The 16,797-nt window shown below is 63.6% G+C and carries 15 protein-coding genes; 9 read left to right on the top strand and 6 right to left on the bottom strand.

All coding sequences use genetic code 11. The features are described from left to right. The first annotated feature begins 99 nt into the window (after window positions 1–99). The 6 genes from A3840_RS10445 (at window position 100) to A3840_RS10420 (ending at window position 6,164) form a co-directional block, all read left to right on the top strand. The gene (locus A3840_RS10445; RefSeq protein WP_067455955.1) at window positions 100–1,617 is read left to right on the top strand and encodes a sugar ABC transporter ATP-binding protein; all 1,518 of its coding nucleotides are present in this window, start codon (window positions 100–102) and stop codon (window positions 1,615–1,617) included. Then, window positions 1,614–2,615: an ABC transporter permease gene (locus A3840_RS10440; RefSeq protein ID WP_067455952.1), complete on the top strand. Its 1,002-nt coding sequence runs from the start codon at window positions 1,614–1,616 to the stop codon at window positions 2,613–2,615. Before A3840_RS10445 ends, A3840_RS10440 begins: the two co-directional genes overlap by 4 nt. After that, window positions 2,612–3,589 carry a galactofuranose ABC transporter, permease protein YjfF gene (yjfF, locus tag A3840_RS10435; protein WP_067455949.1) on the top strand — a complete coding sequence of 326 codons (978 nt, stop codon included), beginning with the start codon at window positions 2,612–2,614 and terminating at the stop codon, window positions 3,587–3,589. The genes A3840_RS10440 and yjfF overlap by 4 nt, the downstream gene beginning before the upstream one ends. A gap of 1 nt (window position 3,590) precedes the next feature. Continuing rightward, entirely contained in the window at window positions 3,591–4,319 is a 729-nt protein-coding gene (locus A3840_RS10430; protein WP_067455946.1) for a FadR/GntR family transcriptional regulator, read from the top strand. Window positions 4,320–4,599: 280 nt separating this feature from the next. Continuing rightward, window positions 4,600–5,592 carry an acetylxylan esterase gene (locus A3840_RS10425; RefSeq protein ID WP_067455943.1) on the top strand — a complete coding sequence of 331 codons (993 nt, stop codon included), beginning with the start codon at window positions 4,600–4,602 and terminating at the stop codon, window positions 5,590–5,592. Window positions 5,593–5,675: 83 nt separating this feature from the next. Continuing rightward, complete coding sequence (locus A3840_RS10420; protein ID WP_067455940.1) at window positions 5,676–6,164, top strand: YciE/YciF ferroxidase family protein; 489 nt, start codon at window positions 5,676–5,678, stop codon at window positions 6,162–6,164. Between the two features lie 235 nt (window positions 6,165–6,399). Here the strand turns inward: A3840_RS10420 and efp are convergent, their stop codons facing one another. Beyond that, the gene (gene efp / locus A3840_RS10415) at window positions 6,400–6,969 is read right to left on the bottom strand and encodes an elongation factor P (protein WP_067455937.1); all 570 of its coding nucleotides are present in this window, start codon (window positions 6,967–6,969) and stop codon (window positions 6,400–6,402) included. A 130-nt stretch (window positions 6,970–7,099) separates the two neighbouring features. Here efp and epmA point away from each other — a divergent pair, with 130 nt between their 5' ends. Continuing rightward, window positions 7,100–8,149: an EF-P lysine aminoacylase EpmA gene (gene epmA / locus A3840_RS10410; RefSeq protein WP_067455934.1), complete on the top strand. Its 1,050-nt coding sequence runs from the start codon at window positions 7,100–7,102 to the stop codon at window positions 8,147–8,149. 137 nt (window positions 8,150–8,286) lie between these two features. Further along, window positions 8,287–9,324, top strand: a complete 1,038-nt coding sequence (locus tag A3840_RS10405; RefSeq protein ID WP_067455931.1) for a lysine-2,3-aminomutase-like protein — start codon at window positions 8,287–8,289, stop codon at window positions 9,322–9,324. 134 nt (window positions 9,325–9,458) lie between these two features. Here the strand turns inward: A3840_RS10405 and fabV are convergent, their stop codons facing one another. The 4 genes from fabV to A3840_RS10385 form a co-directional block, all read right to left on the bottom strand. Continuing rightward, on the bottom strand, window positions 9,459–10,628 hold the full coding sequence (gene fabV / locus A3840_RS10400; RefSeq protein WP_067455928.1) for an enoyl-ACP reductase FabV: 1,170 nt from the start codon (window positions 10,626–10,628) through the stop codon (window positions 9,459–9,461). A gap of 82 nt (window positions 10,629–10,710) precedes the next feature. Beyond that, window positions 10,711–11,358, bottom strand: coding sequence for a glutathione S-transferase family protein (locus A3840_RS10395; RefSeq protein ID WP_067455925.1), 648 nt, complete (start codon window positions 11,356–11,358; stop codon window positions 10,711–10,713). A gap of 165 nt (window positions 11,359–11,523) precedes the next feature. Then, a complete protein-coding gene (locus A3840_RS10390) occupies window positions 11,524–13,233 on the bottom strand; it encodes a Rieske 2Fe-2S domain-containing protein (protein WP_067455922.1) in 1,710 nt (569 codons plus the stop codon). Between the two features lie 195 nt (window positions 13,234–13,428). Next, window positions 13,429–14,325, bottom strand: coding sequence for an aromatic ring-hydroxylating oxygenase subunit alpha (locus tag A3840_RS10385; protein ID WP_067455919.1), 897 nt, complete (start codon window positions 14,323–14,325; stop codon window positions 13,429–13,431). 151 nt (window positions 14,326–14,476) lie between these two features. Here A3840_RS10385 and A3840_RS10380 point away from each other — a divergent pair, with 151 nt between their 5' ends. After that, window positions 14,477–15,511, top strand: coding sequence for an Ldh family oxidoreductase (locus A3840_RS10380; protein ID WP_067455916.1), 1,035 nt, complete (start codon window positions 14,477–14,479; stop codon window positions 15,509–15,511). A gap of 156 nt (window positions 15,512–15,667) precedes the next feature. Here A3840_RS10380 and A3840_RS10375 read toward each other — a convergent pair whose 3' ends face one another. Next, entirely contained in the window at window positions 15,668–16,444 is a 777-nt protein-coding gene (locus A3840_RS10375) for an SDR family NAD(P)-dependent oxidoreductase (RefSeq protein WP_067455910.1), read from the bottom strand. Between the last annotated feature and the right edge of the window lie 353 nt (window positions 16,445–16,797).

Here is a 16,797-nt window from a genome sequence, read left to right as displayed (position 1 = left end):
GCCGGGATCCATCCTGATATCTGGAGATGGACCCCGGCCTGCGCCGGGGTGACATTCTGTGGTGGTGGGAATTAGGGTGGTCCACAAGGGGAGGGCGGCATGGTCGACGCAGATTACGCGCTGGAAGCGCGGGGGATCATCAAGGTCTTCGGCAATCATGTCGCGCTCGACAATGTCGATTTCGGCCTGCGCGCGGGCGAAATCCATGCGCTGCTGGGCGAGAATGGCGCGGGCAAGTCCACCCTCATCAAAATCCTGACCGGGGCCTATCAGCCCACGACCGGGCAGGTGCTGGCCGATGGCGTTCCGGTCGCCGTCGACAATCCGCAACAGGCGCAGAAGCACGGCATCGGCACGGTCTATCAGGAGGTCAACCTGCTGCCCAACCGTTCGGTGGCGGAAAACCTGTTCCTGGGCCATCAACCGACACGGTTCGGGCTGGTCGACCGGCGGAAAATGGAGCGGGATTCGCGCGATATCCTTGAGCGTTACGGACTCGATATCGATCCGGCCAGCGAATTGGGCGCCCATTCGGTGGCGGTGCAGCAGATCGTGGCCATCGCGCGGGCGGTGGAGCTTTCGGGCAAGGTGCTGATCCTGGACGAGCCCACGGCCAGCCTCGATCGCAACGAGGTGGAGCGCCTGTTCGAGATCATGCGCGATTTGCGCGCCAAGGGCCTGGCCATCGTCTTCATCACCCATTTCCTGGACCAGGTCTTTGCCGTGGCCGACCGGGTCACCATCCTGCGCAATGGCAAGAGAATCGAGACGCGGGCACTCGATGATGTCACGCGCACCGATGTGGTGCGGCTGATGCTGGGCAAGGACGTCGCCTTTTCCGGCGCCACCGGCGTGCAGGATGCGCGCCCGCTCGGCGAAGTTCTGCTCGATTTCAGGAATTACGGCCGCAAGCGCAGCGTGCATCCCTTCACCCTCTCCATCCATAAGGGCGAGGTGGTGGGCGTGGCCGGCCTGCTTGGCTCGGGCCGTACCGAAATGGCGCGCATCATGTTCGGCGCCGACGCGGCCGACGAGGGCGAGGTGCATTTCGAAGGCAAGCCGGTGAGCATCGCGCGGCCGACCGATGCGATATCGAAGGGGTTCGGCTTCTGCCCGGAGGACCGCAAGGCCGAGGGCATATTTGGCGATCTTTCGGTGCGCGAAAACATCATCATCGCGCTTCAAGGCAAGCTCGGCTGGTTCAGCGCGCTCAATCGCGACGAGCAGATGGAGATTGCCGGCAAGTTCGGCGAGGCCATGGATATCCGCGCGGCCTCGCTCGACATGCCGATCAAGCTCCTGTCGGGCGGCAACCAGCAGAAGGTGATCCTGTCGCGCTGGCTGGCCACCGATCCGGCCTTCCTCATTCTCGACGAGCCAACACGCGGCATCGATGTGGGGGCGCATGCCGAAATCGTCCGCACCATCAACCGGTTGCGCGACGAAGGCCTGGCTCTGGTCGTCATTTCTTCCGAGCTGGACGAGGTCGTGGCCTATTCCTCGCGCATCGTGGTGATGCGCGACCGCGAAATGGTGGCCGAATTGTCGGGCAAGGACATCAATCCCGGCGTCATCGTGCAGGCGATCGCCAATCACAAAGAGGGTACCGCATCATGATGCGGCGTATTCTGGGCCAGCTGGCCAATCCGCAATTGCTGGCCCTGGCCGGTGTGCTTCTGATCAACTGGCTGTTGTTTCCCAATTTCTTCCGCATCACCTGGCAGGATGGCCGGCTTTTCGGCAGCCTGATCGACGTTCTCAACCGTGGGGCACCGGTGGCGATCCTCGCCATCGGTATGGTTGGGGTCATCGCCACCAAGGGGGTCGATCTTTCGGTCGGCGCCGTGATGGCGATGGCGGGCGCGGTGGCAGCGACTTTGGTGGTGGCCGGTTATCCAGCGCCCATTGCTGTCGCCGCCGCCCTCACGGTAGGATTGCTCTGCGGATTGTGGAACGGTTTTCTCGTCGCCGTGCTCGATATCCAGCCCATCGTCGCCACGCTGGTGCTGATGGTGGCCGGGCGCGGAATCGCCCAGCTCATCACGCAGGGCTTCATCGTCACCTTCAACGATCCGGTGCTGATCTTCATCGGCACGGGCTCGTTCCTGGGCCTGCCCATGGCGGCGGTCATCGCCATCGTGCTGCTGGTCATCGTGACGCTGCTGGTACGCAAGACGGCTCTGGGGCTCTTCATCGAGGCGGTGGGGGTCAATCGCGCCGCCGCCAGCCTCGCAGGTATTCGCAGCCGCATGCTGCTGCTCTATGTCTATGGCCTTTCCGGGCTCTGCGCGGCCATTGCCGGGATCATCGTGGCCGGCGACATTCGCGGAGCCGATGCCAATAATGCGGGCCTGTGGCTGGAGCTCGATGCCATTCTCGCCGTGGTCATCGGCGGCACTTCACTGTTGGGCGGACGCTTCTCGGTGCCGCTGGCCGTGGTGGGCGCCATCATCATCCAGGCGATGAATACCGGCATCCTTGTCTCCGGCTTTCCGCCCGAATTCAACCTCATCGTCAAGGCCGGACTGATCTTCCTCGTGCTCATCATCCAGTCACCTCTGGCCGGAAGGCTGTTTCCGGCCCGGCTCCGTCCGGTCCAGGAGGCTCGCAAATGAGCCGCTCGCTGCGTCCCCTGGTGGCCACGGCCATTATCTTCATCATCGCCTATTCGCTGGCGGTCATGCAGTTCCCCGGCATGTTCTCCACCCGCGTATTGGGCAATTTTCTCACCGACAATGCCTTTCTGGGCATTGCCGCTGTGGGCATGACCTTCGTGATTCTCTCCGGCGGCATCGATCTTTCGGTGGGCGCGGTGATCGGATTTACCGGCGTTCTGGTGGCGGTTCTGATTTCCTGGGCCGGGTTCCATCCCCTCTCCGCCTTCGCCATCGCGCTGCTGGTGGCGGCGATTTTCGGCGGGGTCATGGGCCTGGCAATCCATTACATGCAGGTGCCGGCCTTCATCGTCACCCTGGCGGGCATGTTCCTGGCGCGGGGCGGCGCCTCGGTGATCACCCAGGATTCGGTGCCGATCAGCCATGAATTCTATTCCTGGATTTCCAGCCTCATCATCCGCCTGCCGGGGGGCGGCAGGCTGAGCTTCATCGGCCTCACCATGGTGGCGGTGTTCATCGTCGGAGCCCTCGTGGCCCATCGCACCAAGTTCGGATCCTACGTCTATGCCCTGGGCGGCAATCCGGTTTCGGCCTCGCTGATGGGGGTGCCGGTGGCGCGCACCACGGTGGGGGTCTACATGCTCTCCAGCGTGCTGGCCGCCTTGGCGGGAATCGTCTTCTCGCTCTATACTTCGGCCGGCTATCCGCTGGCGGCGGTGGGCGTCGAACTCGATGCGATCAGCGCGGTGGTCATCGGGGGCACGCTGCTGACCGGGGGCTATGGCTTCGTGCTAGGCACTTTTATCGGCGTCATGCTGCTGGGCCTGGTGCAGACCTACATTATTTTCGACGGAACCTTGTCCAGCTGGTGGACCAAGATCGTCATCGGTGTGCTGCTGTTCCTGTTCATCGTGTTGCAGCGGTTGATCTTCGCGGCCTCGGCACCGGGAGAGAAGGCGGCCGAGAAGGGCTAGCATGATCGAAACAGGCAGCCTTATCCGGTCCTTGTCGGGGCGGCGCGCTGCACGAAACTTCCACACCTTCGTCATCAACGAAATCGGCCAGGCCATCGTTACCGGCCGGTTTCCCATCGGCTCCGTTCTGGCCAGCGATGCGGTGATGATGGAGACTTATGGCGTTTCGCGCACAGTGCTGCGCGAGGCATTGAAGACGCTGGAGGCCAAGGGCCTGGTCGAGGCCCGGCCCAAGGTGGGCACGAGGGTATCCCCGCGGGTGCGGTGGAATTTCTTCGATCCGCAGGTCTTGGCCTGGCATTTCGAAGCCCCGCCCGATCCCGGTTTTTACGAAAGCCTGTTCCGCGCCCGCGAGCGGCTGGAAATGCCCATGGTCGAACTGGCGGCGCGCTATCGCAATGCCGAGCAGGTGCGCCTGCTCAAATATTGGTGCCACCAGATGGAAACGGCCGGTGACAGCGTCGAGCAATTCGGGCTGGCGTGCCTGGAAGCCCATGGCGTCATCGCCGACAGCGCCCAGGACATGCTGCTGCGCTCGGTTCTCGGCGTGGTGGAACTGACCTTGGCGCTGGCACTGACGCGGGACGTGGCGATGAGCGGCCCCGATTATCGCGCGCGATCCGTGGACCTCTTCGTGCGGCTCACCGCGGCGATCGAGGCGAGCGATGTCGAGGCGACTGCCGCCTTGTTCGCGCAATGCCGCCTGCTGGATCGCGGACAGGTCTATTAGGATTGCGCGGGACTTCGGTCGGGCTTGGTCTTGGGGACTTCGGTTCGCACAACAAGCGCGGTTCTTTCGCTCCCTCCCCCTTGAGGGGAGGGCCGGGGTGGGGGTTCTGCGGTTCCAGCGAACTCTGCATGCATGGATAGGCCTGAACCCCCACCCTCAGGGAGGCGATGGAGCCGGCAGATCGTGAATGAGCGGTGGGCAAGCGGCTCATCGCGCTGGAAAAATATCGAGGCGGGCCGCAGATTGACTGCGCTCAATCCTTTCCAGCCGGAGCCGTGCCGTGCCCTTTCCCGACCTCGTCCATCCCGCAATCGACGCTTATGAAAGTGCGGTCGCCATGCCGGCTGATTTCGCCGAATTCTGGGCGACCACCATCGCGGAGGCGCGGGCGCTTGGCGGGGCTGTCGCCATGGTGCCGGCAGAGACCACGCTCAGGCTGGTCGAGGTGTTCGATGTCACCTTTCCCGGTTTCGGGGGCCATCCCGTCAAGGGCTGGCTGGCGCTGCCCAGGGCGCGGGCCGGCCGCCTGCCGCTGGTCGCGCAATATGTGGGCTATGGCGGCGGGCGCGGCTTTCCGCATGAGCAATTGCATTGGGCGGCCTCGGGCTTTGCCTATTTCCGCATGGATACGCGCGGGCAGGGCTCGGGCTGGAGCACGGGCGCGACACCCGACCCCGTCGGCTCCACCGGCCAGGTTCCGGGGGTGATGACCAAGGGCATCCTGGATCGGAACGATTATTATTATCGCCGCCTCTTCACCGATGGCGTGCGGGCCATCGATGCGCTGGCCGATCTTGATTTCATCGATCCCGCGCGCATCGCCGTATGCGGCGGCAGCCAGGGCGGGGGCATTTCGCTGGCGGTTGCGGGGATCGATAGCCGGGTGAAAGCGGTCATGCCGGATGTGCCGTTTCTCTGCGATTTTCCGCGCGCCGTGCGGGTGGCCGGGCGCGACCCCTATCTCGAAATCGTGCGTTTCCTCGCACAGCATCGGGACAAGGCAGCGAGGGTGTTCGAGACCCTGCGCTATTTCGATGGTGTCAATTTTGCCCGGCAGAGCAAGGCGGCAGGCCTGTTCTCGGTGGCGCTCATGGACGATGTCTGTCCGCCCTCGACGATCTATGGCGCCTACAAGGCCTTTGCCGGAGCCGACAAGACCCTCATCGAATATGAGTTCAACAACCACGAAGGCGGCGGGCCCTTCCAGGAGCGGGAACAGATGGCCTGGCTCACTCGGCGCTTCGCCACGCCCGAGGGGGCGAACGGGGCATAAGTGATGTTTGCAGGGGGAACCTCAATTCCCCCATTCCGTTGCTCGGCCAGCGTCATCGCAAAGCGAACACTGGAGATCAAAGAATGGCTGACAAGCAACTGGACGATCTTTTCCTCGATACGATCAAGGACATCTATTACGCCGAACGGCAAATCCTGAAGGCCCTGCCGAAAATGGCCAAGGCGGCCATGTCGGAAGAGCTCAGGGCCGGTTTCGAGCAGCACCGCGTCGAAACCGAAGGGCATGTGGAGCGTCTGGAGCAGGTCTTCGAAATGCTGGGCAAGGCGCCGCGCGGCAAGACCTGCGACGCGATCCTGGGTATTCTGGACGAGGGCAAGGAAATCATGGACGAGTTCAAGGGCACCTCGGCCCTGGATGCCGGCCTGGTCTCCGCCGCGCAGGCCGTCGAGCATTATGAAATCGCCCGCTATGGCACCTTGGCCACCTGGGCCAAGCAGCTCGGCTATAATGACGCGATGAACCTGTTCCTTGAGACTCTCAAGGAAGAAGAAGCCACCGATGAGAAATTGTCGAGCCTAGCCAAGAGTTCGGTGAATCTGAAGGCGGCGTAAGCTTCCCTGGGCCGTTCAGAATGGCGCCGCTCTCACGCGGGATTGTCACCCCGGAAGACCGGGGTGACTCGCGCATGGGGTGATTTCAGGTCGAAGGCATGCTTGAACGAAAACGGGCCCAATGGGCCCGTTTTGATTGTGCCAGTAGATGGGTCGGGCCACTCGACCATAGGTCTCGTGGCCCGATGGCCTAAACTCCCCATAGGGGAGATGCCGGGCAAAGCCCGGCCGGCCATCAGTCCTTCGCGCGTTCGACGTAGGAATTGTCTTCGGTCAGGATGACGATGCGCGTGCCGGCGTCGATATGGGGCGGCACCATGACGCGCAGGCCGTTATTGAGCAGGGCGGGCTTGTAGGACGAAGAAGCCGTCTGCCCCTTCACGACCGGCTCGGTCTCGACGATCTCGAAGGTCAGCCGCTGCGGCAATTCCATGGACAGCGCGATGCCCTCATGGGTCATCAGGTGCACCTTCATGCCATCGGTGAGATAGGCCTTCTGGTCGCCGATCACATCGTCGCTGACAGTGATCTGCTCATAGGTCGCGGGCTCCATGAAGTGGTGGCCTTCGCCGTCCGAATAGAGGTAATCGTATTCGCGATCGTCCACGTCGGCCTTTTCGACCATTTCGACGGTGCGCCAGCGGCCGATCACCTTCACGCCATCGGAAATGCGGCGCATGGTGACGTTGGTCACCGAATTGCCCTTGCCGGGATGGACGTTTTCGGCGGTGAGGATCACGTGCAGATTGCCGTCCTGCTCGACGACATTGCCTTTGCGCAGGGACGAGGCGATGACCTTGACCATAATTCTTCCTTGTTGCAATCACAGGCGCGGTCTAGAGGCAGGGCCGTCCGGCGCCGATATCTTTATCTGTCGAGCGCCCGATACCCTATTCCGCGCCTTTTCGCCAGACCACACGGCAAGAAACCCGATAATGACGGCATCGCAGACATCGCCTTTCTGGCATCCCGAGCGCCATGCCGACCGGCGCCCGGCCCTCCTGGCGCGGTCGCGGGTAGATGGCGTGCTGCGTGCATGGCTGGCCGAGCGCGATTTTCTCGTGGTCGATCCGCCGGGCCTGCAGCGTTCGCCCGGCAACGAAACGCACCTGCATGCCTTTGCCACCAATATGATCGGCAATGACGGGCAGGGGCAGGCCATGTATCTGCATACCTCGCCCGAGTTCACGATGAAGAAATTGCTGGCGGCCGGAGAGACGCGGATCGCCAGCCTCCAGCATGTCTGGCGCAATCGCGAGCGCAGCGCGCTGCATCATCCCGAATTCACCATGCTGGAATGGTATCGGGCGGGCGAGCCCTATGACGCGGTGATTGCCGACAGCCTCGCCATCATCAGGCTGGCGGCCGAAGTGACCGGTATCGAGCGTTTCCGCTTCCGCGATCGGGACTGCGATCCGCGAGGGGAAGCCGAGCGGATCAGCGTGGCCGATGCCTTTGCCTTGCATGCTGGCATCGATCTGCTGTCGACCATGGATAGCGAGGGCGTGCCGGACGGGGAGAAGCTCGCCACCCAGATGGTGCGCGCGGGCATGGCGGTCCCGGCGGATCGGAGCTGGAATTTTCTTTTCACCCAAATCCTGGTCGAGCGTGTCGAGCCGCAATTGGGCAATGGCCGGGTGACCGTACTGGATCGCTACCCGGCTTGCGAGGCAGCTTTGGCGCGACGGGTACCCGAGGATCGGCGGGTATCGGAGCGGTTCGAGATTTATGCCTGCGGCGTGGAACTGGCCAATGGGTTCGGCGAATTGACCGACGCGGTCGAGCAACGCATCCGGTTCGAAGCCGAAATGGAGGAGAAGGCACGGCTTTATGGCGAGCATTATCCCATCGACGAGGATTTTCTGGCCGCGCTGGATTTCATGCCGGAGGCCAGCGGGGTGGCCTTGGGCTTCGACCGGCTGGTGATGCTGGCGACGGGCGCGCAGCGGATCGAGGCGGTGCTCTGGGCGCCGGTGGCGGAATGAGTGGTCGGGCGAAAAAACCCCTCACCCCAGCCCTCTCCCCGGAGGGGCGAGGGGGCGCAGCAACCGCCGACCCGGTGTCTGTGAGCACTACAGATTTGGCTCCATCGTCTCCTCGCCCCTCCGGGGAGAGGGTTAGGGTGAGGGGCGCTGCGCTGAAGTCGATATCCGACCTTGAGGCCGCTCACCTCATTGCTGTTGGCGACAGCCTCGCGCCCGTCGCTGAAAAATACGCCATCGGCATTACCCCCGCCATGCTGGACCTGATCGATCCGTCCGATCCCGAAGACCCGATTGCCCGCCAGTTCGTGCCATCCGCCGCCGAACTGGTCACTACGCCGGAGGAGCGGGCCGATCCAATCGGCGACCTCACCCATTCGCCGGTCGAAGGCATCGTGCATCGCTATCCCGACCGGGTGCTGCTCAAGGCCGTGCATGTCTGCCCGGTCTATTGCCGCTTCTGTTTCCGGCGGGAAATGGTGGGGCCGCAGGGGCTGGGGACGCTGACGCCGGCCGAACTCGATGCGGCCACGGCCTATATCGCGGACCACGACGAGATATGGGAAGTGATCCTCACCGGTGGCGATCCGCTGGTTCTGTCGCCGCGCCGCTTGCGGGCGATCATGGAAAGGCTGGCCGGCATCGCGCATGTGAAGGTCGTGCGGTTCCATACGCGCGTGCCGGTGGTCGAGCCGGAGCGGATCGATGCGGACATGGTGGCGGCGCTCAGGGCCAGCGGCAAGACCACCTATCTCGCCGTCCATGCCAATCATCCGCGTGAATTGAGCGCGGCGGCGCGAGCCGGGTTCGACCGGCTAATTGCGGGGGGCATCGTACTGATCAGCCAGAGCGTCCTGCTCCGGGGCGTCAATGACGATGTCGAGACCTTGGCCGCATTGATGCGGGGCTTCGTCGAAAACCGCATCCGGCCCTATTATCTGCACCATCCGGACCTGGCGCCCGGCACTGGCCATTTCCGGGTGAACATCGAGGAAGGCCAGGCGCTCGTCGCCGCCTTGCGCGGGCGCATTTCGGGGCTCGCCCAGCCGACCTATGTGCTCGATATTCCCGGGGGACACGGCAAGGCCGATATCGGGGCGGCCTCCATCGTGGGTAGCGATGGGTGCTTTACAGTGCGCGACTGGCAGGGTGGTGAGCATACCTACCCGCCGGTATAGTAATTGCCAGGTTTCCGGACATTTTTGTCCGTCGTCATCACCGGGCTTGTCCCGGTGATCCAGTTTGCTGCGGCATGGATTGCCGGGACAAGCCCGGCAATGATGACAAATTAAAGTGTCGGCGCAGGTGAAACTTACTCGACCACGCGCGGATCGACATCCTTGGAATAGTCGACGCCGCCGACGCTAAAGCCGAACAGCTTCAGGAATTCCTCGCGATATTTCGGCAGGTCGGCCAGGGCCGGAAGCGTTTCGGTGGTGAGCTCGGCCCAGCGCCGCGTCAGCTCGGCCTGCATGGCTTCGGACAATTCCCAGTCGTCGACGCGGATGCGATGTTCATCGTCGAGGTCCAGGCCACCCTGGAGCTTGTCGCGGAATAGGCGGTCGATCTGCTGGATCGGGCCCTCGCCGAGCCCCATTTCGTCCTCGACCTTGATCAAGAGCGTGCCATAGAGCGGCACGACCGGAATGGCGGAGCTGGCCTGGGTCACCACGGCCTTCAGCGCCACGACATGGGCGGCATGGTTGCCATGGGTGTCGCGGATGGCGGCTGCGGCGCGGTCGAGATCGGCCTTGGCCTTGCCCAAAGTGCCCTTGTGGTAAATAGGCCAGGTCAGCTCGGACCCGAGATAGGTGTAGTTGAGGGTGAGGAAATTGTCGGCCAGCACGCCGGCTTCGGCCAGTGCGGCGATCCAGAGCTCCCAATCCTCGCCACCCATGACCTTGACGGTGGCTGCCGCTTCTTCCTCGGTGGCGGGCTCGACAGTAATTTCAGAGACTTCACCGGTGCCGGTATTGAGCGTCTTGGAGGTCACCTGGCTGCCATAGGGCTTGATGGCCGAGCGATAGGTGATGCCGTCCTTGGGATCGGTGCGGACCGGGGAGGCCAGCGAATAGACCACGAGATCGACCTGACCCAGATTGGCCTTGATGGCCTCGATGGTCTCGGCCTTCACCGCATCGGAAAACGCGTCGCCCTCGATGGTGATCGCCTTGCGGCCGGCGGCGCGGGCGCGGTTCTCGAAGGCGCGATTGTTGTACCAGCCGGCGGACGCGGGCTTGGCTTCGCCGGGCTCGCGCTCGAAGGAAACCCCCACCGTGTCGGCATCGGAACCGAAAGTGGTGACGATGCGCGAGGCCAGGCCATAGCCGGTCGAGCAGCCGAGCACGAGCACGCGCTTGCGGTCCGAGGGGATGGCGCCCTTGATCGTCACATGGTCGATCTGGCGCTGCACATTGGTGGCGCAGCCGGTCGGATGGGCAGTGGTGCAGATGAAGCCGCGGATCTTGGGCTCGATAATCATGGGGATTTTCTCCTCGATTTGACACAAGCCAATAGCGGCATTGGCCATCGGTTTCCAGCCGCAGCTTGGGTTTTTGCCCTCATCACGCCTGTTCCAGCGCCTTGCCGGCGGGGAATATCCCCGACATCACCGTAAAGCCCGGAATGCGCCGCACCCGGTCCGTCCAGCGCCGCAGGGCCGGATAATCCTGACGCGAAATCCCGCCTTCCTCGGACAGCATGACATAGGGGAAGCAGGCAATGTCGGCAGTGGTAGGGTGCGCGGGCGTGCAGAGCCAGTCGCGCCCTTGCTTCTCGCCGAACCACAAATGCTCGTCCATGATGCGGAAGATGCGGTGGGCGCCCTTCTGGGATTTTTCGATGTCGAAGGGATAATCATAGCCCAGGGCCAGCCGCGCGGCGGAGGAGGTGGCGGTGATATCGTCGGCCACGGCATGCCAGCGCAGCACTTCGGCTATGATCGCCGGATCGTTCGGAAACCAGAGGCCGGAGCCGTCGTATTTGCTGGCAAGGTAGGCGAGGATGGCGCCGGAATCGGACAGCGTCAGATCGCCGTCCTGCAGCACCGGAAGCTGGCCGAAGGGATTGAGGCGCAGGAACCAGTCCGATTTGTGCTCGCGCCCGGGGAAGAAATCCACCGGAACGATCTCATAGGGCAGGTTGAGAATGCTCATCAGCAGGCGCAGCTTGTAGCAGTTCCCGGAGAGCTCGAAGTCGTAGAGGGTGATCATGGGGCGGGCCTGGCTCGATCTGTCCCCTCCCCCTTGAGGGGAGGGCTAGGGTGGGGGTTCAGGCGGCTTGGTCGCGCTAGGAATGTGAGGATGGGCCGGAACCCCCATCCTCGATCCCTCCCCTCAAGGGGGAGGGAGGCGCAGGCCGAAGCCCTGGCGTTCATCTCAAATATCCAGCACCAGCCGCCCGGATTTCGCGCGGCTCACGCAGGTCATCATGCAGGTATGGGAGGCTTTCTCGGTCTTGTTCAGATAGACGTCCTGGTGGTCCACCTCACCCTCCATGACCGTGGTGAGACAGGTGCCGCAAGCCCCCTGCTCGCAGGAGGAGGGCACGGTGAGGCCCGCCTCGCGCATGGTTTCGAGGATGGTCTTGCCGGCCGGCACATGCAGGGTCATGGCCGAGCGGGCCAGCTCGATATCGAAGGACGAGGAGGAATCGATGACCTTGTCGTTCTGGAAATATTCGAAATGCACCGCATCGTCGGGCCAGCCGAGCGCGGCGGCCACCTCCTGCACCATTTCCAGCATGGCCCCGGGGCCGCAGATATAGACGTGATTGGCGAATTGATAGGGGCCGAGCAGGGCGTTCACCTTCTCGCGGATCGCCTCGCGCGCCAGCCCGATATGGGTATCCACCCGGCCATGCAGCACCTCGAGCTCGCTTTTGAAGGCGACATTCTCGCCGGCGCGCACGAAGTAATGCAGTTCATAGGGCAGGCTGGACTTGTCGAGGAAGCGCGCCATGGACAGGAGCGGCGTGATGCCGATGCCGCCGGCGATCAGCAGGGTCCGGGTGGCGTCGCGGCGCAGCGGGAAATTGTTGCGCGGCTCGGAAATCGCCAGCACGTCGCCCTCGCGCACGCTTTCGACCAGCACCTTGGAGCCGCCCTTGCTCGCGCTTTCCTGCTTGACGCCGATGACATAGCTCATCAGGTCGCCCGGGCCATTGGTCAGCGAATATTGGCGCACCAGGCCATTGGGCAGATGCACGTCGATATGGGCGCCCGGCTGGAAGGTGGGCAAGTGCTTGCCGTCGCGGTCCGCCAGCTCGAAGCTGATGACGCCATCGGCGTTCTGCCATTTGCGCCTGACCACGACGTTGAACGTATTGCCGCGCGGAATGGCGATATCGGGCATGGTGGCGAGGTCGGCGGAGACCTTTTCGTAGAGCGGCGTCAGCGGGGCCGGCGCTTCTTTCCGGGCGGCGGCGCGTTCCAGCCGGTCGCGCAGCTTGGTCAGCACCTCGTTGTAATGGCGCAATGTGGTCATCTCGTCGCTGGGCCGTTCGGGCAGGAGGCCGCGAATGACGGCGCGCGCCGCGTCGATCGGCTGGACGAAATAGAGCACCGCACCCAATTGCACAGCCAGGCCGGGCAACAGGTCGGCGGGCTGGTCATCGGGCGCCAACCGGGCGAGCCCGGCCACGACGTCCTCGGGCTCGGCATTGACCGGCATGGGGCGCAGGGCAAACCAGTCCTTACCCTCGGCTCCGTCGAATGGGGTGAAAGGCCGCTCGTCATTGGCGGCCGACCAGATCAGGCCGAAGGCTTCACGAACCGGATATTTGCGGTTTTCGATGCGCCGGGCCGGTGCGTCGGCGGGATGGGCCGGAATATAGGTGCAGCCGGCGGAGCGGTTGGCATAGCGCCAGCCGTGATATTGGCACTTGAGCTCCTGGCCTTCATTGATGCCGATCGACAGGCGCACGCCGCGATGCAGGCACCGGTTCTCCCAGATATTCACATTGCCGTCATCTGCGCGCCAAACGGCCAGTTCCCGGCCCAGCAACTGGCCTTGATAGACATGGCGGAACGGCAGGTCCTCGCTCGAAGCGATGGGGTACCAGGTGGGGTCTGAGAGGGACAGGGGCATGTCGATCAGATCCAGAGTTTGAGGATCGCGCCACGATCGAATTGGCAGATAAGTCGCGGTCCTGGCGTACGGGACTCTGACTCCCGCTCCCTTGGGGGAGAGGGCTGGGGGAGGGGCCTTTGGCAGATACCGCGTTTGCAGTAGGCCCTCACTCGGCGCCTTGCGCCGACCTCCCCGAGGGAGAGACAAAGAGCATCAGCTCGCTTGGGGGATCACTCCATAGGTAATCCCCTTCTGGCTCAGCCATCTCCGATAGGCGATGGCGCTCTTGTCGGCGCGGATCGGGGTTTCGGCGCGCGGGTCGAGCGGCAGCTTCTTGGGATATTGGTTTTCCAGGATCGGCTTGTCCTGGCCGAAAATGGTCTGCTGGAAACGGCGCATGTCCTTGATGGTCGAATAGGAGTCGATCATCGATTGCAGCAGGTGCGCCCGGCAGCTTTCCTCGGTCATGGGCTGGAGGAAAATCCCGATGACGTCCTGGCGGCTCTCGTCCTCGGGGCAGGATTTGTAAAGCACCGAGCAGAAGGGATGCGGCACGCGATAGACATATTCCACCTCCATCGCGCTGGTTGCGGATTTGGCCGCGCGTGGCTGGATGAAGCGGCAGCGGGTGGCCAGGACCTCGTCACGCTCTTCCGAAACCTCGACGTCGTATTCCTTGACCTCGGTATGCGGCTCGGCACCCAGAATGTCGGTATGGACATAGGGGAAATGGCCCATGTCGAGGAAGTTCTCGACCGCGCGCGGGGCGGAGACGTGGATACCGATGGAGCCGCAGCTCATGTTCTTGCGGTCGGGTTCGGCGAATTCGGGAATGGGGAAGAGATCGGCATCGGGCGTGCCGAGACATGTCCAGGTATAGCCATAGGCGTTCTTCACCGGCAGGCGGTCGAGAATGGTTTCGGCATCGATTTCGTCGCCTTTTTCCTCATCCCCGCGCAGCCAGACGACCGGCTCGCCATCCGCGCCGCGGGTCATGGCCAGGTTCGTATCGAGCAGCATTGTGGTCTCGACCTGTCCGGGGGGCAATTCGTCGGTGGCGGCCACGACATACCACAGATTGCGGGTGACGGGATCGGGGGCGTTCGGCATGGGCTTGGTCTCAACTTTGTCCGCCACAATAGCTCCCGGGGCGGGGAGTGCCAGCATAAAGTTGCAATGGCGGCATGCGGGACCGGCATGGGATGGTGCTGCGCTGGTGTGGATGCTGTTATAGGTGACCCCAGCGTTTGAGGAAAAGACCATGCAGAAGCCGACGGCACCGCGCTTTCCCGAAGCCCTTTTGCGCGAGCGGGTCGATGCCCGTCTGGCGGAGGCGGGCGCCAGCGCGGAGTCCCGCGCCGCGGCGGTGAAGGCGATGCTGCACGCCTCGCTGGTCGGCGTCGACAGCCATGGCGTGCGCCTCACCGGCCATTATTGCCGCATGCTGGAAGGCGGGCGGCTGAATCGGCAGCCCGATATCAAGGTGGATCGCCGCGGCGCCGGCAGCGCCATGGTCGATGGTGATGACGGGTTGGGCCATTATGCCGCCTATAAGGCGGTGGAAATGGGCATGGAATTGGCGCGCGAAGCCGGAATCGGCGCGGTGGGGGTGAAGAATTCCTCCCATCTTGGCGCGGCGGGCGCCTATGCGCTGGCGGGGGCCGAGCAGGGCTTCGTCACCTTCGCCACCACCAATACCGATTCCATGGTGGCCCTGTTCGACGGGGCACAGAAATTCCACGGCACCAATCCGCTGGCCTTCGCCGCCCCGGTGCCGGGCACCAGGCCCTGGCTGCTCGACATGGCCACCAGCTCCATTCCCCTCAACCGGGTCTTGCTGCACCGTTCGCTCGACAGCGAATTGCCCGAGGGCGTCGCCGCGACACCCGAGGGCGTGCCGACGACCGATCCGCATGTGGCCGACATGCTGTTGCCGCTGGGCGGGGTGGATTACGGCTATAAGGGCGCGGCGCTGGCCGGGGTGGCGACGCTGTTCTCGGCGCTGCTGACCGGCACCACGCTCGATCCCGATTTCATCCCCATGTATGGCACGGACGATATTTCGACGCCGCGGAACATGGGCCATTTCGTGCTGGTCATCGACCCGGACAAGTTTGCCGGGCGGGCCGCTTTCGGGGCGGCGATCACCCAATATCTGTTCAGTCTCAGAACGTCCCCGGCGCGCCCCGGCGGGCGGGTGATGGCGCCGGGCGACCGGGAATGGGCAGAGATGGAAGAGCGCCGCGCGAACGGCATTCCGGTCGACCCGGACAGCGCCGCGTTCCTGGGGCTTTAGTCCGAGAGACCTCATGGTGAGCTTGTCGAACCACGAGGTCGGGCATGCTGAAGCCTAAGTGCCACGACCTCGTCCTTCGACAGGCTCAGGATGAGGTCTACTTGGGGATGATGCGTTCTATTTTGAACAGCGCAGGGCGGGGATGCAGTCCCCTTCCTACTTCTCCCGGTAGATGTCGAATGGCCCGATCGCCTGCGTCGTCGCCATCAGCTGGATCTTGTTGACGTTTACATGTTCGGGCAGCGACGTGGCCCAGAAGATGGACTCCGCGATATCCTCGGCGCTCATGGCCTTGGTATCGGAATAGGGCTGGGCCGCCTTGCCCTCGTCGCCCTTGAAGCGCACCAGCGAGAATTCGGTTTCGGTGAGGCCCGGCTGGATGTCGGTGACGCGGACATTCTTGCCCTGCAGGTCGGAGCGGATGGCGAGGGCGAAATGCTTCACGAAGGCCTTGGTCGCCGCATAAACCGAACCGCCGGGATAGGCGAATTCGCCCGCCACCGACCCCAGGGTCACCACATGGCCGCCGCCCCGCGCGATCATGCCGGGCAGGAGCAGGCGCACCGTATAGACGAGGCCCGAAATATTGGTGTCGATCATGGTCTGCCAATCATCCAGATCGGCCTCGGCCGCCGATTGCAGGCCCAGGGCGAGGCCCGCATTGGCCAGCACGATATTGATGGCGTCGAAGGGGGCGGGAATGGCGGCGACAGCCGCTTCCATCGCGGCGCGGTCGCGCACGTCGAGCGGCACGATATGACAATTGTCGTGGCCGAGCTCGTCGCGCAGCGCGATCAGGCGGTCTTCGCGGCGGCCGGTGGCGATCACCTTGCCGCCGGCGGCCACATAGCGGCGTGCCGCCGCCGCGCCGAAGCCCGAAGTGGCGCCGGTGATGAAAACGACGAAACGGCTGGGATCGAGCAGCTGGTACATAGCCATCCTGAAAAAGCGGTTTTTGAAACGGGTCGAGGGTAACGCCGGTGTCGGGGGCGTCAACCTTTCCAAACATCAATCCGGCCTGACGATAGCTAACGTCATCGGCCGAGGCAAAGCGATTACCCCGCTGGCGCGGGAATAGCCGGCCAACCACCCGTTGCCCATCGGCCACGCTTGGCGCCTGCAATGGACACGAATGGATCGCCAAGGGTGGTCCTTCGCGCCATCCGGTCCTAAACTTGCCATGAAATCGTCGCCAGTTGGGCAGACGCGAAGGGGCCGGCCAAAGGCTTAACGGAATCTTTCCGCCCCTGCGGCAATGTTCGGCTTCGGCCCGGTTTGGTTGAAGA

The sequence above is a fragment of the Devosia elaeis genome, assembly GCF_001650025.1.
Taxonomy (GTDB): domain Bacteria; phylum Pseudomonadota; class Alphaproteobacteria; order Rhizobiales; family Devosiaceae; genus Devosia; species Devosia elaeis.
The sequence above is the reverse complement of the archived record's forward strand: the minus strand, read 5'-3'. Positions and strand labels throughout refer to the sequence as shown.